General features: G+C 58.4%; 22 protein-coding genes and 2 pseudogenes. 12 read left to right on the top strand and 12 right to left on the bottom strand.

Features of this window, described 5'->3' with window-relative positions:
- Positions 1 to 187: 187 nt before the first annotated feature.
- The 4 genes from TX24_RS27765 to gbdR all read left to right on the top strand — a co-directional run bounded on the left by TX24_RS27765 (position 188) and on the right by gbdR (position 5,421).
- The gene (locus tag TX24_RS27765; protein WP_003192669.1) at positions 188 to 1,918 is read left to right on the top strand and encodes an OPT family oligopeptide transporter; all 1,731 of its coding nucleotides are present in this window, start codon (positions 188 to 190) and stop codon (positions 1,916 to 1,918) included.
- Positions 1,919 to 2,027: 109 nt separating this feature from the next.
- Positions 2,028 to 2,768, top strand: coding sequence for a BPL-N domain-containing protein (locus TX24_RS27760; RefSeq protein WP_057711860.1), 741 nt, complete (start codon positions 2,028 to 2,030; stop codon positions 2,766 to 2,768).
- Positions 2,769 to 2,906: 138 nt separating this feature from the next.
- A complete protein-coding gene (locus TX24_RS27755; protein WP_003192665.1) occupies positions 2,907 to 4,313 on the top strand; it encodes an amino acid permease in 1,407 nt (468 codons plus the stop codon).
- 22 nt (positions 4,314 to 4,335) lie between these two features.
- The gene (gene gbdR, locus TX24_RS27750; protein ID WP_034136032.1) at positions 4,336 to 5,421 is read left to right on the top strand and encodes a choline metabolism transcriptional regulator GbdR; all 1,086 of its coding nucleotides are present in this window, start codon (positions 4,336 to 4,338) and stop codon (positions 5,419 to 5,421) included.
- A gap of 19 nt (positions 5,422 to 5,440) precedes the next feature.
- On the opposite strand, the gene TX24_RS27745 is transcribed toward gbdR, so the two are convergent.
- The 4 genes from TX24_RS27745 to TX24_RS27730 form a co-directional block, all read right to left on the bottom strand.
- Entirely contained in the window at positions 5,441 to 8,278 is a 2,838-nt protein-coding gene (locus TX24_RS27745) for a TonB-dependent receptor (protein WP_057711859.1), read from the bottom strand.
- 96 nt (positions 8,279 to 8,374) lie between these two features.
- Positions 8,375 to 9,337, bottom strand: a complete 963-nt coding sequence (locus TX24_RS27740; protein WP_057711858.1) for a FecR domain-containing protein — start codon at positions 9,335 to 9,337, stop codon at positions 8,375 to 8,377.
- Positions 9,334 to 9,840 (bottom strand): sigma-70 family RNA polymerase sigma factor, encoded by a 507-nt coding sequence (locus TX24_RS27735; protein WP_057711857.1) that lies wholly within the window; start codon positions 9,838 to 9,840, stop codon positions 9,334 to 9,336. The genes TX24_RS27740 and TX24_RS27735 overlap by 4 nt, the downstream gene beginning before the upstream one ends.
- A gap of 89 nt (positions 9,841 to 9,929) precedes the next feature.
- Entirely contained in the window at positions 9,930 to 10,310 is a 381-nt protein-coding gene (locus TX24_RS27730; RefSeq protein ID WP_003192658.1) for a cupin domain-containing protein, read from the bottom strand.
- 185 nt (positions 10,311 to 10,495) lie between these two features.
- Here TX24_RS27730 and TX24_RS27725 point away from each other — a divergent pair, with 185 nt between their 5' ends.
- A complete protein-coding gene (locus TX24_RS27725) occupies positions 10,496 to 11,212 on the top strand; it encodes an SAM-dependent methyltransferase (protein WP_057711856.1) in 717 nt (238 codons plus the stop codon).
- 30 nt (positions 11,213 to 11,242) lie between these two features.
- Here the strand turns inward: TX24_RS27725 and TX24_RS27720 are convergent, their stop codons facing one another.
- From TX24_RS27720 to TX24_RS27710, 3 genes are all read right to left on the bottom strand, one after another.
- Entirely contained in the window at positions 11,243 to 11,608 is a 366-nt protein-coding gene (locus TX24_RS27720; RefSeq protein ID WP_003192656.1) for a hypothetical protein, read from the bottom strand.
- A gap of 809 nt (positions 11,609 to 12,417) precedes the next feature.
- Complete coding sequence (locus tag TX24_RS27715) at positions 12,418 to 12,660, bottom strand: hypothetical protein (RefSeq protein WP_057711855.1); 243 nt, start codon at positions 12,658 to 12,660, stop codon at positions 12,418 to 12,420.
- Positions 12,661 to 12,692: 32 nt separating this feature from the next.
- Entirely contained in the window at positions 12,693 to 13,235 is a 543-nt protein-coding gene (locus tag TX24_RS27710; RefSeq protein WP_057711854.1) for a GNAT family N-acetyltransferase, read from the bottom strand.
- Positions 13,236 to 13,395: 160 nt separating this feature from the next.
- On the opposite strand from TX24_RS27710, the gene TX24_RS27705 reads away from it, so the two are divergent.
- Positions 13,396 to 13,629, top strand: a complete 234-nt coding sequence (locus tag TX24_RS27705; protein WP_003192651.1) for a hypothetical protein — start codon at positions 13,396 to 13,398, stop codon at positions 13,627 to 13,629.
- A 6-nt stretch (positions 13,630 to 13,635) separates the two neighbouring features.
- On the opposite strand, the gene TX24_RS27700 is transcribed toward TX24_RS27705, so the two are convergent.
- Positions 13,636 to 14,130, bottom strand: coding sequence for a GNAT family N-acetyltransferase (locus tag TX24_RS27700; protein ID WP_057711853.1), 495 nt, complete (start codon positions 14,128 to 14,130; stop codon positions 13,636 to 13,638).
- 119 nt (positions 14,131 to 14,249) lie between these two features.
- Between TX24_RS27700 and TX24_RS27695 the strand changes: the two genes are divergently transcribed.
- On the top strand, positions 14,250 to 14,765 hold the full coding sequence (locus TX24_RS27695) for a GNAT family N-acetyltransferase (RefSeq protein ID WP_057711852.1): 516 nt from the start codon (positions 14,250 to 14,252) through the stop codon (positions 14,763 to 14,765).
- A 120-nt stretch (positions 14,766 to 14,885) separates the two neighbouring features.
- On the opposite strand, the pseudogene TX24_RS32675 reads toward TX24_RS27695, so the two are convergent.
- A pseudogene (locus tag TX24_RS32675) lies at positions 14,886 to 14,978 on the bottom strand (VOC family protein); the annotation flags it as partial.
- Between the two features lie 307 nt (positions 14,979 to 15,285).
- Here TX24_RS32675 and TX24_RS27690 point away from each other — a divergent pair.
- The 4 genes and pseudogenes from TX24_RS27690 (at position 15,286) to TX24_RS27680 (ending at position 18,749) form a co-directional block, all read left to right on the top strand.
- Positions 15,286 to 16,179, top strand: coding sequence for a hypothetical protein (locus TX24_RS27690; RefSeq protein WP_003192623.1), 894 nt, complete (start codon positions 15,286 to 15,288; stop codon positions 16,177 to 16,179).
- A gap of 68 nt (positions 16,180 to 16,247) precedes the next feature.
- Positions 16,248 to 16,979, top strand: a pseudogene (locus TX24_RS33020) (PAS domain-containing protein); the annotation flags it as partial.
- 45 nt (positions 16,980 to 17,024) lie between these two features.
- On the top strand, positions 17,025 to 17,531 hold the full coding sequence (locus tag TX24_RS33015; protein ID WP_370706276.1) for a methyl-accepting chemotaxis protein: 507 nt from the start codon (positions 17,025 to 17,027) through the stop codon (positions 17,529 to 17,531).
- Positions 17,532 to 17,711: 180 nt separating this feature from the next.
- Positions 17,712 to 18,749 carry a GGDEF domain-containing protein gene (locus tag TX24_RS27680; protein WP_057711851.1) on the top strand — a complete coding sequence of 346 codons (1,038 nt, stop codon included), beginning with the start codon at positions 17,712 to 17,714 and terminating at the stop codon, positions 18,747 to 18,749.
- Positions 18,750 to 19,044: 295 nt separating this feature from the next.
- Here the strand turns inward: TX24_RS27680 and TX24_RS27675 are convergent, their stop codons facing one another.
- Positions 19,045 to 19,620 (bottom strand): hypothetical protein, encoded by a 576-nt coding sequence (locus TX24_RS27675; RefSeq protein ID WP_032896105.1) that lies wholly within the window; start codon positions 19,618 to 19,620, stop codon positions 19,045 to 19,047.
- A gap of 268 nt (positions 19,621 to 19,888) precedes the next feature.
- Positions 19,889 to 20,119 (bottom strand): DUF6124 family protein, encoded by a 231-nt coding sequence (locus tag TX24_RS27670; RefSeq protein ID WP_032900778.1) that lies wholly within the window; start codon positions 20,117 to 20,119, stop codon positions 19,889 to 19,891.
- Between the two features lie 443 nt (positions 20,120 to 20,562).
- Here TX24_RS27670 and TX24_RS27665 point away from each other — a divergent pair, with 443 nt between their 5' ends.
- A complete protein-coding gene (locus tag TX24_RS27665) occupies positions 20,563 to 21,009 on the top strand; it encodes a GNAT family N-acetyltransferase (RefSeq protein ID WP_003192614.1) in 447 nt (148 codons plus the stop codon).
- On the opposite strand, the gene TX24_RS31460 is transcribed toward TX24_RS27665, so the two are convergent.
- Complete coding sequence (locus tag TX24_RS31460) at positions 20,982 to 21,389, bottom strand: GFA family protein (RefSeq protein ID WP_082628893.1); 408 nt, start codon at positions 21,387 to 21,389, stop codon at positions 20,982 to 20,984. The genes TX24_RS27665 and TX24_RS31460 overlap by 28 nt on opposite strands.
- Positions 21,390 to 21,476 lie beyond the last annotated feature (87 nt).

The following is a 21,476-nucleotide window of genomic DNA, read 5'->3' as shown; positions in this document are numbered from 1 at the left end:
ACGTAAACGATAACGCGTGTTTCCTGGATGAACGCGGCGCCTTTGGGTTTTTCGCGAGCAAGCTCGCTCCTACAGAAGGTGACCGGGGCTTGTCCCTTACCGGTTTAACCCGCTTTGGCAGGTGAACCTTCGAGTCTCCCAGCGCTCACTTAAGAGGTGGCACTGGCTTTTCTCGAAAGGAATCTGCATGCACTCCACCTCGTCAATCGCGCCTGTAGAGCGCGAACTGAGCCTGCGGGCGGTCATCACCGGGATCGTGCTGGGTATCCTGCTGACCCCCTCCAACGTGTACGCAGGCTTGAAGATCGGCTGGTCGTTCAATATGTCGATCATCGCCTTGCTGATCGGCTATGGCCTCTGGCAGGGCCTGGCCAAGCGTTCCGGTGAACACCTGCCGTGGACCCTGCACGAGAGCAATATCAACCAGACCGTGGCCTCTGCCGCGGCGTCGATCATTTCCGGCGGGCTGGTCGCGCCCATCCCGGCGTATACCCTGCTGACGGGTAACCAACTGGCAGCGCTGCCGATGATTGCCTGGGTGTTTTCGGTAAGTTTCCTGGGGATCTGGATCGCGTGGTACCTGCGGCCGTCATTGCTAAATGACAAGGCACTGAAGTTTCCCGAAGGCATGGCCACCCTGGAAACCCTGCTGCACATCTACAACCATGGCCGCGAAGCCGCCACGCGCTTGAAAGTGCTGCTCGGCGCGGCGCTGTTGTCCGGGCTGGTCAAGTGGGTGGATACCTTCATGTGGGCCTTCCCGCGCTGGTCGCCGAACGCCCAGTTGGAGCGCCTGACCTTCACCGCCGACCCCTCCCTGCTGTTGCTGGGGTTTGGCGGCATCATCGGCATTCGCGTAGGCCTGACCCTGCTGCTCGGCGCCTTGCTGGCATGGGGCGGGCTGGGGCCGTGGCTGTTGGCCAATGGCTTGGTGAGCCTGCCCGCCGACAGCAGCGGCCCACAATTTGCCGCGCTGGTGGAGTGGCTGCTGTGGCCCGGGGTGAGCCTGATGGTGTGTTCCACCCTGGCGTCCCTGGCGATTCGCCTGTGGGCGTTGCATCGCTCAACCCGAGCGACTGGCGGCACGCCCTGGGCGGTTCCCAAGCCTGGGCCTGCCGTGGGGTTCGCCTTGGCGATCGCGCTGGTGGTGAGCCTGCAAGCGCTGTTGTTCGGTATCAACCTTGGGATGGCGCTGCTGACCATTCCCCTGGCGATCTGCCTGGCCGCCGTGGCGGCGCGGGTGGTGGGGGCCACCGGTATTCCGCCGATTGGCGCCATCGGGCAACTGTCCCAACTGAGCTTTGGCATCGTTGCGCCGGGCCAGGTGCCGATCAACCTGATGAGCGCCAACACCGCCGGCGGTTCGGCGGGGCAGTGCACGGACCTGATGAATGACTTCAAGGTGGGCAAGGCGATTGGCGCGACGCCGCACAAACAGGTTATCGCCCAGATTCTCGGGATTTTTGTCGGCAGCATCGTCGGCGTATTCGCATACCTGGCGCTGATCCCCGACCCTCAGACCATGCTGCTCACCGAACAATGGCCGGCCCCGGCCGTCGCCACCTGGAAAGCCGTGGCCCAAACCCTGACCCACGGTTTGGATTCACTGTCCCCCAGCATCCGCTGGGCCATCGGCATTGCAAGCTTGTTCGGCGTGCTGCTGGGCATCCTCGACAGCACATTACCCACACACCGCGCCCGCTACCTGCCGAGTGCGGCAGCCTTGGGACTGGCGTTTGTCTTGCCTGCGTCGGTGTCGCTGATGATGGCCCTGGGCGCGATCATGACCTGGGCCGTGAGCTGTCGCTGGCCGAGCGTGACGCAGCGCTTTGCGATCACGGCAGCGGCGGGGCTGATCGCCGGTGAGAGTATTACCGGAGTAGGCGCGTCGTTATGGCAGATGCTGGGAAGTGGATGAATGGCCGACGTGGATTTACAACTCTTCACGAATTCAAAAGGCTCATCGTTATAGGCTTGGCGCTGCGATCACTGGATCAAACCCATTCAACTGAGCGTTGAGCCTACCCATGAAACTGCCTGCCCTCGCTGCCACGTTTCTCGCCTTTGCTACGCTGCATCCTTTACCCGTACATGGCGCAGGCCCCATCACCCATGTCGCCATCTACCGTGGCCTGGCGGGTTGCCCGGATTGCTCGGAAAACGTGAAAACCGCCCTGCAGCGCTTGAACCCCAATTACCAGATCGACTTCGTTGGCGCCGACGAACCCATCGACATCACCCCGCAAACCCTGGCGCGCTACGATCTCTACGTGCAACCCGGCGGCGGCCAGGACATCCCGGCCGCCCTCGACAGCCTGGGCGATGCGCGTGCCGAAGCTATCCGCGATTACGTCGCCAAGGGCGGCCGCTACCTGGGCCTGTGCATGGGCGCCTACCTGGCCGACGACAACAACCTCGGCCTGATCCCCCAGGCCCTCGACACCGAAGCCGGCCGTCCCGGTTTTGAAGTGGCCGGCATTGAAGACGCCGCCGTGCGGGTGACGTGGGACGAGCAGCCTGACTCTGTGTTCTATCAGGACGGCCCGTATTTTCCCAAAGCCAGCGCCGCTGCGCCCTACAAGGTCATCGCTACTTACCACAATGGCGATGTGGCGGCGGCGCGGTACACCTACGAACGTGGCGTGGTGGTGCTGAGCGGGCCGCACCCGGAAGCTGGGCGGGAGTGGTTCGAAAATGCCGATATCGAGCTGAGCAAGATGCCGCGTGGCGAGCTGTTCGGGTCGTTGATACGCAGCGCGCAAGAGTAGGGCGCGCCGCCCGTTACTTCAGGGGGCCACCATTCCCCATGTCGATATCAGGCACGATGGTGGCGTAACCAGGCTACTTGTGCCTGGCCTCGGGCACTTAAGGTGAAGGTCATTGGCCGCCCGAGAACAACAAAAACAATGACTAGCCTCAACTGCAACGATTCCAACGGTCAGCTGGCGCAGGGCTTCAAGCCGCGTCACGTGACCATGTTGTCCATCGCCGGCATCATCGGCGCGGGGTTGTTTGTCGGCTCCGGGCATGCCATCGCCGCAGCGGGGCCGGCGGTTTTACTGGCTTATCTGTTCTCCGGCCTGCTGGTGGTGCTGGTCATGCGCATGCTGGGGGAAATGGCGGTGGCGCGCCCGGACACTGGCTCGTTTTCCACCTACGCCGACCAGGCCATCGGCCCTTGGGCGGGGTTCACCATCGGCTGGTTGTATTGGTGGTTCTGGGTGCTGGTCATTCCCATCGAAGCCTTGGCCGCCGGGCACGTGCTCAACCAGTGGTTCCCTCAGGTCGATGCTTGGCTGTTTGCCTTGGTTTCAATCGTTCTGCTGGTGATCACCAATCTGTTCAGCGTGGCCAAATACGGCGAGTTCGAATTCTGGTTCGCCATGGCCAAGGTGATTGCCATCATCGGCTTTATCGGCCTGGGTTTCAGCGTGCTCATGGGCTGGATCCCGGATCGCGAAGCCAGCGGCTTGAGCCGCTTGATGGAAGAACATGGCGGGTTTGCCCCCAACGGCCTGTCGGCGGTGGTAGGCGCGTTCATTACCATCATGTTCAGCTTCATCGGCACTGAGGCGGTGACCATCGCCGCAGCGGAATCGAGCAACCCGGCCCAGAACATCGCCAAGGCCACGCGTTCGGTGATCTGGCGCATCGGCGTGTTCTACCTGTTGTCGATCTCCGTTGTGATTTCCGTGGTGCCCTGGAACGACCCGCTGCTGGCCTCCGTGGGTTCCTATCAGCGTGCACTGGAAATTATGAACATCCCCAACGCCAAGTTCATGGTCGATGTGGTGGTGTTGATCGCGGTAGCCAGTTGCATGAATTCCTCGATCTACATTTCCTCGCGCATGTTGTTTTCCCTGGGCAAACGCGGCGATGCGCCACCGGCACTTAAAATCACCTCGAAGGCGGGCGTGCCCCGGGCGGCGGTGATCGCCAGCACCATCATCGGTGCGGGCGTTACGTTGCTGAGCTACTTCATGCCGGCCGGTCTGTTCCAGTTCCTGCTCGCCAGCTCCGGCGCCATCGCGTTGTTGGTGTACTTGGTGATCGCTATCTCGCAACTGCGTATGCGTCGCTTGCTGCTTCGGCAAAACGTCGAGTTGACCTTTCGTATGTGGCTGTTTCCCTGGCTGACTTACCTGGTGATCGTGTTCATCTGCCTGGCCCTGGGGGTGATGATGGTGACGCCCGAGCACCGCACCGAAGTGTCCTCGACCATTGGCCTGGCGTTGGTGATTTCCTTCATCGGCCTGGTTACGGCGCGCCAGCACAACCGGGCACCCAAGCCGGTGGCGCTGGAACATTCCTGATCACGCCTGTGGGGTAGCGGTGATGGAAACCGAGGCACCTGTTTGCCAGACCATCGGCTTTTTGCTGCTGGACCAATTCACGCTGATATCGCTGTCGTGTGCGGTCGAGCCGCTGCGCATGGCCAACCAATTGGCGGGCGAAGAACTCTACCGTTGGCAAACCCTGAGCCTGGACGGCCAGCCGGTGTGGGCCAGCGATGGCGTGTCGGTGACCCCGGATGCGTGCGCGCAGGACCAGCGCGGCTTCGATGCGGTGATCGTGTGCGGCGGCGTCGGCATTCAACAGGCTATCAGCCCTGCGCTCATCGCCTGGTTGCGCAGCCAGGCGCGCCTGTACTGCAAACGCCTCGGCGCGGTGTGCACCGGCAGTTGGGCGCTGGCCCAGGCGGGGTTGCTCGATGGCTTCCAGTGCAGCGTGCATTGGGAGCTGATGGCGTCGATGCAGGAGGCGTTCACCCGCGTCAAGGTCAGCTCCAGCGTATTCACGCTCGATGGCAACCGCTTCACCAGCTCCGGCGGCACTGCACCGCTGGACATGATGCTGCACCTGATCGGCCGCGATCACGGGCACACGCTGTCGGCGGCGATTTCCCAGATGTTCGTGTACGAGCGCATTCGCAACGAGCGCGACCACCAACGCGTGCCGCTCAAGCACCTGCTCGGCACGCAACAGCCCAAGCTGCAAGAAGTGGTCGCCCTGATGGAATCCAACCTGGAAGAACCCATCGACCTCGACGAACTGGCCGCCTATGTTCACGTGTCACGCCGCCAGTTGGAGCGCATGTTCCAGAAGCACCTGTACTGCACGCCATCGCGCTATTACCTCAAGCTGCGCCTGACCCGTGCGCGCCAGTTGCTGATGCAGACGCCCATTTCGATTGTCGAACTGGCGGTGATTTGCGGCTTTGTGTCCACGCCGCATTTTTCCAAGTGCTACCGGGATTTCTTCGGCGTGGCGCCCAGCGATGAGCGCTCGGACATGCGCCTGCATCCGCCGCCTGCGTTACGGCCAGAGGGGCAATCCCTGGCCCCGCAAAAACCCAGGGATGTACTGGAGCAGGCGCGTGACGAGCCGACGTTTGCCACGGTGCAGATTCAAAGGCGATAGGGCGATGCTCAGCTTAGCGTCAGAACGTTGTCTGTAGACCCACCCTGAGGGTTCGGCCCGGCGCCGGCATAAAGCTTTGCGCCAGCGGGTCCAGGTAGTAGCGGTCGGTGAGGTTTTGCAGCGAGACGTTCAGTTGGGTGTGGTCCTGCAATTTGTAGTTGAGGAACAGATCCACCAGCGTCATTTCGCGATAGACCAATTGCGGCGTGGTGGCGCCTGTCTGCCAAGGTTTATCGGCGGTCACCGTGGGGCCGGAGGTGTAGGTGATGCGCGTGCCGACCGTCAGCGACTGGGCGAAAAAGCGCAGGCCGGTGGTCAGGTTGGCGGCAAAGCGTGGCGGGTTCTGGGTGTTGGTGTAGGAGCCCATGAAACTGCCGGGCGTACAGTTGGGCGTCTGGCTGGTGTCGCGATAGCGGTTGCTGCTGGCACGCAGGCGAGCGGCGAACGCCGAGTCGCAGGTTTGGGTCTTGAGGTAGGAGGTGGATGACAGGTCGGCAAACACACGGCCGGCATCGTAATGGGACTGCAACTCCAGGCCGCTGGTCTTGAAACTGTCGGTGTTGCTGAATTGCATCAGGCCCATCAGGCCTGGGCTGGGGTCGTAGTAACGGGTGATGTAGTTTTTGATGGTGTTGTTGAAGTACGCCAGTTTGATCGCCGCCTCATCGTCAGCCACAAACAGGCCTTTTTGGAGGGTGCTGGCGCCGATTTCCCAGTTACTCGAACGCTCGGGCTTCAAGCCTTTGCCGGGTAAAGTTTGTAATACGCCCTGGCTGGTCTCGAACAGCGACGGCATCCGCAGACCCTGAGTGTAAGAGGCGTAGACGAAGGTGTCGGGCGCCACCTCCAGGTTGATGCCGAAGGCAGGCGCAAACGCACCGCCGCTGTTGCGGTTTTTTCCGGAGTAGTCATAACCGCTGACCACTTCGCCCACCTGGGGCTCATACACCGAGGTCTCCGTGGCCCCGAAATCGTTATAGCGCGGGCCTTCAAATGGGAAGTTGGTGTTACTGAAAACGATGCCGTTGTTCAGGCGCGGGTCGGTAGCGTCGGTGTAGTCCCCGTTCATGTCGGGGAACCAGAGCATGTTGCCGTAGGTCCCGGCCTTCGTGGCTGACACGTAGCGCAACGGGCGCTCTTCCCAGCGCGCCGTTGAAAGCGGCACATGGTCTTGTGTGCGGTAATAGGTATAGCGGCCACCGCCCCATAGTGTCAGGCGGTCCACGGGTTGGTATTCGAGCTTGCCGTTGAGGTTGAATTCCTGGCGTGAACCATCGCGCAAACTGCGGTTGGCGTTGATGTCATGCTGGGTGGTGACCACGCCTTTTTGCGGGCGCAGCTCTTCGATCTGGAAGCCACCGCCCAGGTCCAGCTTGAGGTCACCATAGTCGCTGGTGAACCGCGAAGTATTGGCCAGGTCGCCGCCGATGCGACGGTTGGCCTGGCGGCTCCAGTTGCGGTCCGAACGGTAGGCTTGGGACGCGGGCGCGAGCACTGAAGTCAGTTGGCTGGTTTGCGCATCGGTCATCCACAGGCTGGTGGTAAGGTCCACCAGCGGGTTGTTGGTGGGCAGGTAATGGTAGCGCGCGGTATAGGTGTCGATCTGGGTATGGCCCAGTGGGTACTGGTAGATGCCGCCGGTGCCGAACCGAAAAATGTCCGACGGCATGATCTCGCCGATGTGCCCGTTGTAGCGCTGGTAACCCAAGTCAAAGGTGTGTTCGTCGGTGGGGCGGAGGGTGGTCTTGAGCAACCAGGATTCGGTCTCGGCCGACGAATTGAGTACTTCTTCGCCGGCGTTATAAGTGCTGGCCACCGTGCTTTCTTCGTCGCCATAGCGGTCGTAGGTACGGTAGCGATCCTGGCCCTTCTTGCCCGCAAAATAGTTGCCTTGATTGCGGTGAGCGTAGGCTGCGACTACATCGAACAGGTCATGGGTGTAGGCAAACGCGGCGCTGCCGGATTCGGATTGGGAGCCGAACAACCCGCCACGGTTTCGGTGCGGTTCGGCGTACAGGCTGCCCTCTGATGAGTGACCGTCGCGGTAGGCGGGCGCAACGCCGTTGTTCCACGTCTCGCCCTTGAGGCGCAGGCCGATGTTTTGCCCATCGCGCAGAATGTCTTCAACTCCCAGGGTGCGCATTTTAACCGTGCCGCCGATGGCGCCGGAGTCAACGCTGGGGCCCTTGTCGATAGTCACATCGCTGATCAAATCCGGGTCGATGTAACTGCGCTGCTGGGTGCCGGCGTAGCCGCGATACACATCCAGTGCTTGCTGCGCGCCATCCACCGTAACCGCCACGCGGCTCTGGCCCTGGATGCCGCGGATGTTTACATCCAGGCCGCCGCCGTTGCGGCTGTCACCCACCTGTACGCCGGGCTGGCCTTTGAGCAGGTCGCCGGCGGAGATCACGCCAAAGCGCTGCATGTCCTCGCCGGAGATATACACGGAGGAACGCGGCGCCGCATACACTTGCTGTTTTTGCGGGTCTTCGCCGATGACTTTCTGCGTGGGCAGCGCAAGGGCCGTGCCGCCCTGGTACAGCTCGTAGCTGCCATCGGCCAGGCGCTGATAACTCAAGCGCGTGCCTTCCAGCAGCTTTGTCAACGCGGCGTCGGTGGTGAAGTCGCCGGTCAGGCCCTGGCTGTTCTTGCCGGCAGTCAGCGTGGCACGCCCCGCCATGCTGATGCCCGCCTGCACGCCAAAGCGCGAGAGCACCTGATCCAGCGTGCCGGCGTCGATGTTGAAGTGCTGGCGCTCATCGGCTGCCAACACCGCCGCGCCGCACAGCGGTTGCAAGGCAAGGAACAGCAGGCCGACTGTGCGGCTGCGCAGAACATGGAGGGGGGAGGTCATGCAGGGCTCCTGAGGGTGAAGGCCCACCTGTTTCGATGGGTTATTCCCATAGGCCAAGCGACGTGGAAAAAACTGCGCTGTATTACGAAAATATTTTCAGGCCGGTACCACGGTCACCCAATAGCGCGTGCGCCGCTCAATGCGCACCGGCAGCGCTTGGGCGAGCAGGGCCAGGGCGGCATCGGTATCGTCGAGCTGGAAACTGCCGGTGACGCGCATGCCCGCAACGGTTTCGCCACAGCGCAAAATCCCTGGGCGATAGCGCGAGAGTTCGGCCAGCAACGCGTCCAGGCGCATGCGTTCGGCAGGCAGCAAACCTCGCAGCCAGGCCTGAGCAAGGAACCCATCGACAGGGACCGGCGCGGCGACCCCCTGGCTGTTCACCTGGGTGCGCCAACCTGCTTCCAGCCGCAGGGGCAGTGGGTGGCCCCGCGTATGTACCTGCACCAAGCCGCGCAGGACCGTCACCTGAGTGCTCTGGCGGTCATGGCGCACCAGCAGATGAGCGCCCGGGCTGTGCAGCGTCGCGTCGGGTGTCTTCAGTTGCAGTGCTCGCGATTCGACGGGCGCGTCCAGGGCCATCTCACCTTCGACCAACTGCACGCTGCGCTGTGCGGCGTTGAAGTCCAGGTTGACCGCGCTGGCGGTGTTCAGCCACAACGAACTGCCGTCCGCCAATCGCCATTGGCGCCGCTCGCCGGTGCTGGTGCTATACGTGGCCAACGCCGAACGCACCACAGTGGACTGCGCACCTTGCCACGACAACCCGCCGAGCAGGCCGACGGCGAGCAAGGCCTTGAGCACCTGGCGGCGTTGGTGTGGATCATTGCCGGCAGCTTCCAGCGCCCGTCGCGTGGTGGCATCCGCCAACAGCGTCGCCCCCGGCTGCAACGACAACGGCAAGCTGCTGACGCGCTGCCAGGCGTATTCATGTTCGGTATTGGCTTGGCGCCATTGCTGCAAAGCCAAACAATCGGCAGCGTTCATCAGCCCGGATTGGCTTTTCACCAGCCAGTCGATAGCGCTGTCGCGGACCTGCGGATCAACCGGCAGGCTCATTCAAAACGACTCGCGTAACACACGCTGAACGCCTTGCCCATGGCCCGCTGCACCTGAGCCACGCTGAGGTGCAACTGCGCGGCGATTTGCGGGTAGGTCAAGCCGTCGAGCTGGGACAAAAAGAAAATCCGCCGCACCGGCATCGACAGCCCCACCAACAATGAGTCGAGTTGCAGCAGGGTCTCGATGGTCAGCAGCCGCTCCTCCGGCGAAGGCTCCAGCGCTTCGGGCCGCGCGGCCAATGCCTCCAGGTAAGCGCGTTCAATCGCCTGGCGCCGCCAACGGTTGATCAACAGATCGTTGGCAATCTTGGCCAGAAACGCCATGGGCTGGCGCAGTTCGCCCACATCCTGGCGCGAACACAACACGCGCACGAAGGTGTCGTGGGCCAGGTCCTCGGCATCGGCACGGTGCCCCAGGCGTCGATGCAACCAGCCCCGCAACCAGGTGCGGTGGCGGGTATATAACTGCTCGACCGGCGAGGCGGTGCTGTCGTTGAACATGTGAGATTCGCTTGGCTTAAATGATAACTCTTCTCATCTTATGGGTTTTGGTTAAGGGTTGTACAGCGCTAAGCAGCGTACGCTTGCGCTCAAATCCACTGATCGTTGACTGCCGTCCGCTCTCCGCCTTCGTGCCCGGTGTTCAAGATGCCCCTTGGCTCGATCATCATCAGCCTGGCTTCACCTTCGGCCGCCGTCCTGTGTTCAATGCCACGCGGCACCACATACAACTCACCCGGCTTCACATACACCGGGCCATCCGGCAGGTCGATACGCAACGTGCCCTCAAGCACCAGAAAGGCCTCATCGGTTTCCGGGTGCGAGTGCCAGATGAACTCACCCTCGATGCGCACCACCTTGAATTGGTAGTCGTTCATTTCGGCGACCACTCTTGGGCTCCATTGTTGATCGATGAGCGAGGCTTTTTGCGCGAGGTTTATCGGTTGGGCGGGTTGCTGTAGGTGAGTCATGCTGAGCCTTCCTGTCGGTGAGAAGGCCAGACTATCCGGGCCGACAGGTCAGAGGCTTGTATGATCCTGCAACCTCTCCAGGCGTACACCCCCGCATTCCCCACGGGAATGCAGCACATAAAATTAATGCATTTTTCTTACTGCGACGGTTAACGTAATTTGCGTCAAGGCCACGGAGAACCGCCTTGAACTCATCCTCATCCAACCCTGCTGACAAATTCGATACCTCAAGAGCCAACGAGTACGCGCGACAAAGCCGTATCGCGCTGGCGGGCTATGACGCGTGCCAGGATCTGGCAGCCTGCATGCTCGCGGCGAGCCTTGGCGATGCCCCTTCGGCCAGGGTACTTGTGGTCGGCGCCGGCGGTACGGCGCAGGAGATCATCGCCATGGCCAGCCTTGAACCGGGCTGGCGTTTTATGGCGGTTGATCCCTCCCAGCCGATGCTCGACGCGGCAAGGCAGCAGTTGGAAGCCACCCACTTGCTTGATAGAACCACCCTGCATCTCGGGCCGCTTGAAGACCTGGCAGCATACGCTTCATACGACGCCGCCACCTTGATCGGTGTGCTCCACCATCTGGAGGGTGATGAGGCCAAGGACCGGATGCTGCGATCGATTCGGGCGCACCTTAAACCGGGGGCACCGCTGATTGTCGCGGGCAATCAATACGCTTATGCCAGCCAGCCGTTGCTGCTGGCGGCATGGGGCCAACGCTGGCGTCAGCATGGTGCCACCCCGGACGAGGTGAAGGCCAAGCTCGGCAAAATCCTTCAAGGTGCTGACCCGCCCCATTCCGAGGCGGCGGTTCAGAAGCTGTTGCATGACGCTGGCTTCGGCGACGCGACCCGTTTCTTCAGCAGCCTTTTCTGGGGGGCTTGGTTGACGTGCAAAGTGGGGTAGCGATGTTTCCCCTTGCTCAACAACCGCGATTCAGATCGCCCGGAGAGTAGCCAGCCGCCGACGCCAATCGCCGCCATGCCGAAGGTGGCATTCCTCTTCGGAGTCGAAACTGACGCAGCGGGCGATGTTCGGGACGTGCACGTCAGCGTCATCCAGCGCGGCGGTAGTCAGCTCGCGCATACGGGCGTCCGCGCCGGTCGCGAGGGCGTGAGCCTTGCTCGCGACGCTGTCGAACACCCAGGTCACCCGCAGGCTTTGGGGGAAGGCGCGGTAATCGACGGTGTGGGTCAGCCATTCGAAGCCCGGGATTTCAGCTTTCGCGATTTCGCAGGCGTCGGTCAGGGCTGCGATGAGACGGCGTTCGATACGGGCGTGGTCGCGTGAGGCAGGTGGCATAAAGGAAGTCTGTGAGTCCTGGGAGTGGGTTGGGGCGCTGATCAGAGCATAGCTATCTACACAACTTCGGCACGACGCTAAATCTGTGGCGAGGGAGCTTGCTCCCGTGACGGCCTGACAGTCGGCGCATATCCATCTGACGCTCCGAAATCCAAATGTGGGAGCTGGCTTGTCGGGTCGCCGCATCGCTGCGAAGACGGCCTGCCAGCCGACGCCAATCTACCTGCCCCCCACGATCCAACTGTGGGAGCTGGCTTGCCTGCGATGACGGCCTGCCAGCCCACGCCAATCTACCTGACACTCAGCGATCCAACTGTGGGAGCTGGCTTGCCTGCGATGGCGGCCTGCCAGCCGACGCCAATCTACCTGACACCCCGCAATCAAACTGTGGGAGCGGGCTTGCTCGCGAAGGTGGCCTTATAGGCGACACAGCTATACCGAGTACATATCCATTCCTGCGGTAACGGCCACTTAGGGTTCCACCCTGACGGCGGCTCACTTTGCAAAAGCGGCAAAGTAAGCAAAACGCTCTTGCCCCACCACTCGGCACCTCGCCTAGGCTCGGTGTGCCCGAACACAGTCTTGAATCCGTGGGCCGCCGCCACGCGCCATCCATGGCGCGGGGCGGCTAACCCGGCGTCCTGCCGGGTTACCCACGAATTCAAGCCTGCGTTCGGCCAGCGTGGTTTAACGGGGCGCCTGAGATCAAAAGCAGATCAAGATCAAGATCAACAGCGGCTCGCTTCGCATCGTGGTTACCGTTGAGCGCTACAGAGTTGTGTAGATACCTATGCTGATCAGAGCGGGCGCTATTGAAGCGAAGGACGCAACCGTTGCCATTCATTCCAGCAATCCTCGGCAACGATATCCGGGTAACCCCGTTCTTGTTCCATCGCCAACGCGGTGGAGAAGGTTACCGCAATGCAAGTGGCCTGGTCGCGGATATTGCACACTTCGACTTCGCTGAGAGGGGTGCCTTTTTTCGATTCGGCGGCCGTCAGCACGGCGGCAAGGGCGGGAACAAAAACCAGGCAGAGGGGCTCGGTAGACATCAGCTTTTTCCTGAGTAGGGTGGGTGGTGCGCTTATTCTTCAGGGTTGATCAACGACCTCAACGTATGGTCCTCCCAAACGCCAGCAATCTTCAGATAGGCTCGCGCATGCCCCTCCTTCTCAAACCCCAGCGACTCCAGAAGGCGTTCACTTCGCACATTGCGGGGTAAATGATTGGCCATGATCCGGTGAAGCCCCAACTTCTCAAAGCAATGATGGTTAGTGACCTGAAGTGTTCTTTTCATCAGGCCACGGCCTTGGGCTGATTCCGCCAATGAGAAGCCGAGATGACAGGCCTGAAAAACGCCTCTCACAATGTTCGTGTAGTTACACCGCGCTAGAACCTCTCCGCTCTCAGGTTCAAGCAAGAGGAAACACAGAGCGTTGCCAGCCTGCATATTGTTGACCTGCTGCTCCACCCTGGCCTTGGCGTTGCCAGTGGTGAAATATTCCTCATCCCTGAGCGGCTCCCAGGGTTGCAGATGCCTGCGATTGACGCGTTCGTAACGGCTGACCCTCTCGAAATCGTCCCATGACAAGGGCCGAAGGCAGTAGCCCTCAACGCAATACTCCATAAACCCCTCCAGATTGATCAATGGCCCCATCTGACTGCTCAGCCGCAAAGAATAGCGCCGCTGCGCGTAAAGCGACCCCTTTCATGGCAAACAGGTCTACCATGCCAGCCCCGGCAGTGGTTCCACTCGCTCCCGAACTCCATTTTTCAAGGTAGCGATAATGTCCATCGACCAGATCTCCCTCCCCAAAGGCGTCGGCCCCCACGCCGCCAAGCTGCTTGACGCCATTACTGGCGCCTCCACCCATGAAGAACTCAACCGTGCTGGCGGTAAAGCCGAGGGTTTTGTGCTGGGGCTGGAGGCCACCAAGGCGATCAAAAGCCAAATTGCAGAATCGTTGTATGTGGCGTATGACGACGCGGCGAGCAATCGGGCCGGTGAACTGAAGGGCTAGTGCACGTCAGCCCATGGTTCCGGAATGAGCGCCAATCGCCGGAATGGGCTGCCGCACATAATAATTGTCGAATTCACTGCTTTCGATGAACTGGAAGCCATGGCGGGTATAAAAGCGATTCGAAGCGCTTTCTTTGAGAGCCCCCACTTTAATAGGCAGCGCCGCCGCATCCGCCTCTTTGAAAATCTGCATGAGAACAGCAGACCCCACCCCTGACCCTTGCGCGCTCGGCCTTACATACAAGTGGTCGAGCAAGAGTTCATGGTGGTGACGTTTCACCACTACGAAACCCACCCGCTCTCCAGCTGCCTCGATATAGCGTGTGTCGCGAGCTTCAAAGCCGCCGACAAACCGCTCCCGCGCACGGGCTGGATCAAATCGCCCAACACGCTCCAGGCTTTCGCGCATGGCCTCGATTCGAATGGCTACCAGATTATCCAAGTCGCTTTGTTGAACCGGGACCAAAATGATGGGGGAATTTTGATTGGGTGCGACGGGCATATTGGGTGCTCCAACTACCATCCTGGCGGCCCAGTATAGAGAGCCTGATACTGATGAAGCGACCCGCATGATATGTTCACGGCATACATGGAGTAACGGACCCCAGGAAGGAAAGTGCAATGCCAGTGGATACCCACCCAATCCGTATTCTCTCGCAACGCCTGAGCATCGAGCCCTTCTGCGAGCAGGACGCTGTTGAGTCTTTCCCTTGTATCACACCGTCTCTGACTCGCTACATGTCCTGGGAACCGCCTGCCTCACTGGAAGAGTACGCGCAAGTCTGGGGGCGGTGGCTGCCTGCGATAGCGGATGGCAGCGACATCGTGTTCACGGTCAGGGAGTTGGTAGGTGCTCGTTTTACTGGCTTGGTCGGGCTGCACCATACCGCCAGTGAAACACCGGAGTTGGGGATCTGGATCCGTGAAGATAAACACGGGCTGGGCTTTGGTGGTGAAGCGGTGCGGGCGGTTGTTCAATGGGCTAGCCAGTGGGTGGCAGCCAAGCACTTCATTTACCCTGTTGCGACGCAGAACCGTGCGAGTCGACGTATTGCTGAAGCTCTGGGGGGAGTCGTCATCGAAAGGCGGACGGCGGAAAAATATGATTCGGTTGTGTATCAGATACCGGGGGGTTAGCTCTGGGCATCGGGTTTGCGATTGCTGGCCTGCACGAACGGCAGAAATCGGCCATTAGCGGACGTTGAACTACGTCCGCTGAACCCCAAACCTGAATATCGGCTTGGCTCAGATTCAAATTCAGATTGAGCAAATCCGCCTCTCACCCAACCGCTCTACCAACCTGATGAGATAACCGTCGGGATCCTGGACGATGAATTCGCGCTGGCCCATTCCAAGATGGGTTAGATGCACCAACTATAGTTCGGTGCCACGAGGGGATCGTGGCGAGCATCATGATGCAAGGGCGGGAATTATAGTGACGCGTTGATGGCTGCTATTGGTCGAAGAGATTCTTGCACGCAGCTCACCTTTAGGCCGGTGGGCATCGATCAGACACGCTCGGGTGAGCTGCGATCGAAGCGCGTCAGGTCATAAAACATTTTTGGGGTGAACCTGCCAGCGGTTCGAATACGCATATACTGTGCGTATTGCGAATGGTAGCAGTTTGATATTGCCGGCTAAAGGTTGTGTAACTTCGATGAACAAGACTGATCTGCTTGAGTATTTGAAAGAGACCAGTTCGGAAATGACCCGAGACAATATAGATGAAGCTGTTCTGCTGCATTTCGATTTGGTCATGGAAAGCTATCGAGAAAAGCCTTCGTTTTATAAAAATTTGTTGAAATATGACCGATTCATGGTTGCCCTGTCTTTATTGAGCTTCAGCTACAAAGACGAGAAAGTTCCTTTATCCAGAGTAAAGGCATTCTGCTACGAACGTGGCTATATGTCTCGAAATAGCCTGGATTCTTATTGTTCATTTTTGTCCATTGCCGGATATCTGGATGTTCGGTTACATGTGCAGGACGGGCGTCAACGTAGTTTCCGACCTACGGAAAAAGCGCTAAGCAATACCGTGCAGCTAATCAAATCTTATTTGCTGCCTTCGCAGATGATCTCTCCATACGACAGTGGGTTATCGGTTGTGGGGAAGAATGTTGATCTATTGCGCGTATTTTTTCGAGGGTTTGCCAAGATACTTGAAGGGGACTTCCTGCTCGACAAGCTGTTGCCTGAAGCGAAATGGATTCTCAATCGGGACGGCGGTCATCTGCCGATGCTCGCACTCTATGCCGATGCCCTGCGCACCGGCTCGTTAGAGACCGGCTACAACGTATCCTCTTACGTGGAGCTTTCATCGCGTCTGGGCGTGTCCAAAACACACATGCAGCGCATGATCAAAGAAGGCCAGTTACAGGGCTATTTCAAATGCGACAAACGTTTGGTGGGGTTGAGTCCGGCCTTTCTCGAATTGATGCGGCGGGCCATGTCAATCTACTTTGCAATTGCCCGTGTCAGCATGGAGTTGGGAGTTGATGAGAGCGAAGTAGGAAACGAGCCTGGCGGTATTCGCTGTGTGTGTGAGCGTTAGCGCGAGTTCGCTTGTTATTTTGGGGAGCGATTTAATCACTAAGCAATGTCCTTTTTGTTGTAATTTTTATGCCGGAGTTCAGCGTGTTTAATCGCCAGTTGAAGAATGCTCTTTTTACCTGCCAAGAGCAATTGTGCCTGGCGCTCGGGACAGTCGCCGACGTCGAAGCGGTGTTTCTTTCAGTACGTGTCGATGGAGCTGGCCGGATTATCTCGGCCAACCAGCGGTTTGCGCAAACGCTGGGATACTCGCTGGAACAGCTTTCAAAAATGGTAATGAGTAACATCAACGCGCAACCGCAGAATGATTTTGCACCCAACCTGTGCGCCATCGAACGGCAACGCTATCGTGCCTCCGACGGCCTTGCTGTGACACTCAATATAGGCTGGATCGCTGCAGCGAACCGGACGTTTCAAGGCTACGGCATGGTTGCACCTGCGCTGGCGCGGGACGAACAGGAGGTTATCGAAATGTTCAGCGCACTGAACCGCTCGATGGCGATGATCCAGTTCAGTCTCGCGGGTGAGGTCGTCTACGCCAACGAATCGTTCGTCCAGGCGATGGGTTACAGCCTTGCGGAGATACAGGGCAAGCATCACCGTCTGTTCTGCCTGGCGGAGGACGTGGCGTCGGCGCATTACGACGAATTCTGGAAGAGTCTGAACAAGGGCGTGTTTAACGCTGGTCGCTTTCGCCGGGTAGATAAAAGCGGAAAAGTGGTTTGGCTGGAGGCCACTTACAATCCCATCAGAGACGCTTCCGGTCGGGTTTATAAAATTGCCAAATTCGCCAGCGTAGTGACCGAGCAAGTTGAAAAAGCCGACGGAATCAAACAAGCAGCGACCATGGCTTACGACGTGTCGCTAGATACCGATGTGAAAGCTAACCGAGGGATGGAACTGGTCGCCGATTCCGTGCTCGGCACACAGAATATTTCCCAACAGATGGCCTTGGTGACCGACAGCATGACCGCGCTTGAATCGCAGTCGCAGTTGATCGCTTCCATCGTCGACACGATCGGCGCCATTGCCACCCAGACAAATCTCTTGGCGCTTAACGCCGCTATCGAAGCTGCACGCGCTGGAGTGCATGGACGAGGATTCGCTGTCGTGGCGGATGAAGTGCGCAAGCTCGCCGGCCGTACCAGTGCGGCCACCCAGGAGATTAACGGTGTGGTCAGGCAAAATCGAGAATTGGCCGGCGAAGCCGCGTTGCATGTCCAGTGCAGCAGAGACCAAGCCAACGTTTTATTGGAACTGTCCGAACAGGCAGGTATGGCGATGGCAGCTATCCAGTCAGGCGCAAAGCAAGTAGTGAAAGCCATTGGTAGAGTCACCAGCGATCTGCATTGAACGCTTTATCTGCGTCGCGGTAACGCCTCCTCCTTTGGTGAAAGCAATATGGAAGTTTTTGCGTACGGTTTTTCCGATTGATAACAGGAATTTGGATGCCAAAGCACACTTAATTCATTGATTAGGTATTGCCCAGACGTTGACATCACATTCAGGCCGTTTCGGAAAAGGAGTTTAGGGATGCCGGCGAATTTCAAAATCAGACCAAGAATGCGAACACTGCTGTCACCAGCGGTAACCAAGATTGAAATGGCGGGAATTGTTTCCTGGCTTTGTGTGTTGCTGATTGAGCCTGCGACAACGTTAAATCTGTTAAATATGTTGGTTACAGCATCGTTGTTGATTATATGGTACGTTCATCGCGTAGTTGCTGATTTTCGCATATGGAGAATACTCGGCGGCGTGTATATATTGATTTTATCACTCGGCTTTGCGCATGTGATTGACACCAATGTGCAGCTGCGCGTCTTTACGCTGCCCCTAGCTGTGATCATCGTGGTAAGCAGTGCTATCTTATTCGTCACGGTTCAGGACTATCTTCTCTCTACATTGCTGGTCTGGATACTGATGTGGCCCAATTTGGACGTTGGCTTTTACCGGGAACTGGAAGTTTATCTGGTCATTTTTTGCGTTGCTTCCATGTCCATAGGGTTTACTCTCAGCTTTACCTATCTAAGAAACATGCGCTCAGTGTTGTTGGTCGAAAGTGAATTCAGGACATTGGCGGAGACGGATTTTCTCACATCCTTACTTAATCGACGGGCCTTTATGGGGTTCTTCCAAAATGCATTGGCAGAAGGCCGCAGCGGCTACTTTATAATGTTGGACATTGACGAATTTAAATTAAAAAACGATCAGTACGGTCACGATGTCGGTGACAAGATTTTGTGTGCCATGGCCGCGTGCCTGAAATCCACCCCTGGCAGCCACAGTGTCGGGCGGATTGGAGGTGAGGAATTCGGTGTCTTGTTGTTGGGCGAAGATGATGCGGTTGCTCATGAGTACGCATTGCGCCTGCTGGGCAACATCCGTTGCAGTGTATTGCCTCCGCATCAGTTCACTTGCAGCGCGGGCGTCGCGCAGTTCCGAGCGACATCGGACATGTCCGCAGTGCTCAAATGCGCCGACAGCAATATGTATAAAGCGAAGCATGATGGTAAGGATCGGGTGTTTCAGGATGGAAAGCAGGTCAAACCGCTACGTCCTGTAACTACGTAATTAAGGTTTGACTGGAGGACGTCTGTGAAAATCGTTTTCGAAGAAATCGAATCTCCCCCTTGCTGCTTGCTTACTCTGGGCACCTTCACTTTAATGTTCCAGAACCGCTCAGAGGCTGAAAGCTTTCTCAAGCTCCTGATGGGGGCGCAGACATCGTTTAGCCCCAATCGCTGAACGTCTGCTTCTGGCCGATTGCTGCCCTTCGTGAAGGGCAGGTTAGCGTCGGATGCTCTCCTTTGCCACGTAGCATTCGATCACCGCCCAACTCAGTTTGTGACGGTGATCGTCGCAATCGTTATTCCTTCTCCAGCTCTGCAATACCTCTCACCGGATAGATCACTTCATGGGTGTCCAGATTTCGAATCTCGGATTCGATAGTAATGGTCGAGACCTGACGCCCCGGGGGCCCATTGATGTCGTCGCGGGTGGTGAAGTCCACGACATATCGCTGGCCTGCGCGGAATTCCACATCGCGAGCAACGAAGCCGCACTTGGCGCCACCGGTACCCAAGGCATTCATCGATACCCAACACCAGCTCAAGGAGTGTTTGCCTGGGGTCAAGCGCAGTGCCTGCTTGCCGGAAACGTCAAGGATTGAGCGCCGCCCGGAACCCTCTAGTAGTTGGTCGTCCACATGCGTGGCCAGCAGCAATCGATGGAATTTTACTCCCAATCCGCGAAAACGGGTGGTGGCGAAATACACCACTGGCGCATTGGCCGCGTTATTGGACAGGTCATATGGCGTCATCAACTCCGGTGCCCAATCGCCTTGGTAATCCTTGTAGTGGTAGTTGGAACAAGCGGTTGTGAGACCGGCAATCAGCAGAACAGCTGGGAGTTTGAGATACGACAGAAATGACGACGAGCGCATTATTCTTCCTTGTTTAACGAGTTGGTTAGGATACCGCATCGCGAAGCCAGCTAGTACTTGAGCGGATTAGCAAACTCATCGCCCATCAGTTTCGAGCCAGCGAAAGTACAAGCGCACTTTTAAAGCAGTCGTCGCTCTCGTCATCGCAGAGGGCTTTGTGCTGAGGCTGAATCCACCAAAGCCATCAAGCGCCAAATCGTCGAGTCGTTGTATGTGGCTTACAACGACGCGACGAGATCATCGATCTAATGAATTGAAGAGCTGATCATCAGCCAGGGCAGGGCGCTTCGCGGTCCAGGAGTCTGGCGGTGAGGAGTACGCCCAGTTCGCTCAGTTGGTGGATGGCCAGGGCGATGTCGCGGTGTTTGCCGTTGAGGTCTTCGGACAGGTCGAGCAGCAGGGTGCTGACGTTGGTGAAGGTTTCGTAGCTGTTGGTGATGAGGGTTTCGTTGCTGGCGTTGGGGGCGACGGTGAAGAGGGTGGTTGAATCGTTAACCATGGTTAAGTTCCTTGCTTGGGCCACTTCCCCATCGCTACTAAACAATAAGGGCGGTAGCTGTACGCAGGTTAGTAGACCGGTGGAACCTAACAAAACCGGCGCGTCCGAGGACGCCCTACGCACAGCCACCATCAAGCACAGACGGGAGCGTCTGATGGATGAAGCGTGTGCACTTGTTAGGTCTGAGGTGGGCTACTAAACCCGATCACTGAACAATTCAGCGACCGAGCCACCTTAGAGACGGCCACCTCAGCGCACAAGCCGGCGGATTCTGACGCAGGCGTAGGCAATGGAGCAAGGTGTGGCAGGGGAATCGGATTTTGCCTTCAGGCGCTGCGTGATCGTTTGGGTTTTTCGCGAGCAAGCTCGCTCCTACAGGAGTGTTCATCACCTCAAACGAGATTGTTAGCATTGAACGCGTTTCATATTTGAGGCAGGGATGGATGACACGATATGAGGTTCAACCAATCACATACCTTCCGCGCCAGATACAGGCGCTGGAAAAGGAGGCCGTTGGCGAGGGTTTCAGGTTCCTCACGCGTCTGATTAACGAATGGCACTCTGGAGCAAACCGCTTTGATGCACCCGGCGAGTGTCTGATGGCGGCCTATTTGAATCAGCAGTTGATAGGCATTGGAGGTCTTTCAGTTGATCCCTATGCTGACAATAATGTGGCCAGACTGCGACGGGTGTACGTCGCACCTTCGTCAAGGGGGCAACACGTCGGGCAGGCGCTGGTAAAGGCGCTTGTTGAACGTGCCGCTCCCAGGTTTCAGGTCGTGCGTCTTTTCACGGATACGGCTGAAGGAAGCGCCTTTTATGAGCGCTGTGGCTTCAAGCGAACGGATGATGCCCAGGCGACTCATATCATGCGGCTTGGCGGTTTCTGAGGCGGGTAGCTGCACCAGTGGACTGCGGAGTCGACATGAACGTGTTTTTGCTTTTCAGCTATGAAAGGCGTATCGAGCGTGCCCAGCGCTATCGACACCCAGTCGGCAAACTCGCCTTGAGACCGTGACCAGAACAATGCCGAGCCGCAGTGTGTGCAAAATTCGCGCAACACCGCCTCTGAGGATGCAAAGGTTTTGATGCTGTTGGCGCCGGAAAGTAGGCGTAGTGCGTTGCGGGGAACACTGCCGTAAGAAGCGAATGCGGCTCCGTGACTCTTGCGGCACTGGCGGCAATGGCAGTGGCTCACTGATTTGGGCGTGGCGGATAGCTCGTAAGTGACGGCTGCGCATAAGCAGCTTCCTTGGTACACCTTGGTTATACGCTTTCCCGTCAAGCCAACTCGCCGAGTCGCTTGATTCACCTGGATTGAAAGAGCAACCCCACAATACTGCGGACTCGCCGTAGC

Source organism: Pseudomonas lactis (genome assembly GCF_001439845.1).
GTDB lineage: Bacteria > Pseudomonadota > Gammaproteobacteria > Pseudomonadales > Pseudomonadaceae > Aquipseudomonas > Aquipseudomonas lactis.
The sequence above is the reverse complement of the archived record's forward strand: the minus strand, read 5'-3'. Positions and strand labels throughout refer to the sequence as shown.

Excerpts from the sequence above, each read along its gene's own strand:
- TX24_RS27765 (WP_003192669.1), top strand. The coding sequence starts at position 188 with ATGCACTCCACCTCGTCAATCGCGCCTGTAGAGCGCGAACTGAGCCTG.
- TX24_RS27760 (WP_057711860.1), top strand. The coding sequence starts at position 2,028 with ATGAAACTGCCTGCCCTCGCTGCCACGTTTCTCGCCTTTGCTACGCTG.
- TX24_RS27755 (WP_003192665.1), top strand. The coding sequence starts at position 2,907 with ATGACTAGCCTCAACTGCAACGATTCCAACGGTCAGCTGGCGCAGGGC.
- gbdR (WP_034136032.1), top strand. The coding sequence starts at position 4,336 with ATGGAAACCGAGGCACCTGTTTGCCAGACCATCGGCTTTTTGCTGCTG.
- TX24_RS27745 (WP_057711859.1), bottom strand. The coding sequence starts at position 8,278 with ATGACCTCCCCCCTCCATGTTCTGCGCAGCCGCACAGTCGGCCTGCTG.
- TX24_RS27740 (WP_057711858.1), bottom strand. The coding sequence starts at position 9,337 with ATGAGCCTGCCGGTTGATCCGCAGGTCCGCGACAGCGCTATCGACTGG.
- TX24_RS27735 (WP_057711857.1), bottom strand. The coding sequence starts at position 9,840 with ATGTTCAACGACAGCACCGCCTCGCCGGTCGAGCAGTTATATACCCGC.
- TX24_RS27730 (WP_003192658.1), bottom strand. The coding sequence starts at position 10,310 with ATGACTCACCTACAGCAACCCGCCCAACCGATAAACCTCGCGCAAAAA.
- TX24_RS27720 (WP_003192656.1), bottom strand. The coding sequence starts at position 11,608 with ATGCCACCTGCCTCACGCGACCACGCCCGTATCGAACGCCGTCTCATC.
- TX24_RS27715 (WP_057711855.1), bottom strand. The coding sequence starts at position 12,660 with ATGTCTACCGAGCCCCTCTGCCTGGTTTTTGTTCCCGCCCTTGCCGCC.
- TX24_RS27710 (WP_057711854.1), bottom strand. The coding sequence starts at position 13,235 with ATGGAGTATTGCGTTGAGGGCTACTGCCTTCGGCCCTTGTCATGGGAC.
- TX24_RS27705 (WP_003192651.1), top strand. The coding sequence starts at position 13,396 with ATGTCCATCGACCAGATCTCCCTCCCCAAAGGCGTCGGCCCCCACGCC.
- TX24_RS27700 (WP_057711853.1), bottom strand. The coding sequence starts at position 14,130 with ATGCCCGTCGCACCCAATCAAAATTCCCCCATCATTTTGGTCCCGGTT.
- TX24_RS27695 (WP_057711852.1), top strand. The coding sequence starts at position 14,250 with ATGCCAGTGGATACCCACCCAATCCGTATTCTCTCGCAACGCCTGAGC.
- TX24_RS27690 (WP_003192623.1), top strand. The coding sequence starts at position 15,286 with ATGAACAAGACTGATCTGCTTGAGTATTTGAAAGAGACCAGTTCGGAA.
- TX24_RS33015 (WP_370706276.1), top strand. The coding sequence starts at position 17,025 with ATGGCTTACGACGTGTCGCTAGATACCGATGTGAAAGCTAACCGAGGG.
- TX24_RS27680 (WP_057711851.1), top strand. The coding sequence starts at position 17,712 with ATGCCGGCGAATTTCAAAATCAGACCAAGAATGCGAACACTGCTGTCA.
- TX24_RS27675 (WP_032896105.1), bottom strand. The coding sequence starts at position 19,620 with ATGCGCTCGTCGTCATTTCTGTCGTATCTCAAACTCCCAGCTGTTCTG.
- TX24_RS27670 (WP_032900778.1), bottom strand. The coding sequence starts at position 20,119 with ATGGTTAACGATTCAACCACCCTCTTCACCGTCGCCCCCAACGCCAGC.
- TX24_RS27665 (WP_003192614.1), top strand. The coding sequence starts at position 20,563 with ATGACACGATATGAGGTTCAACCAATCACATACCTTCCGCGCCAGATA.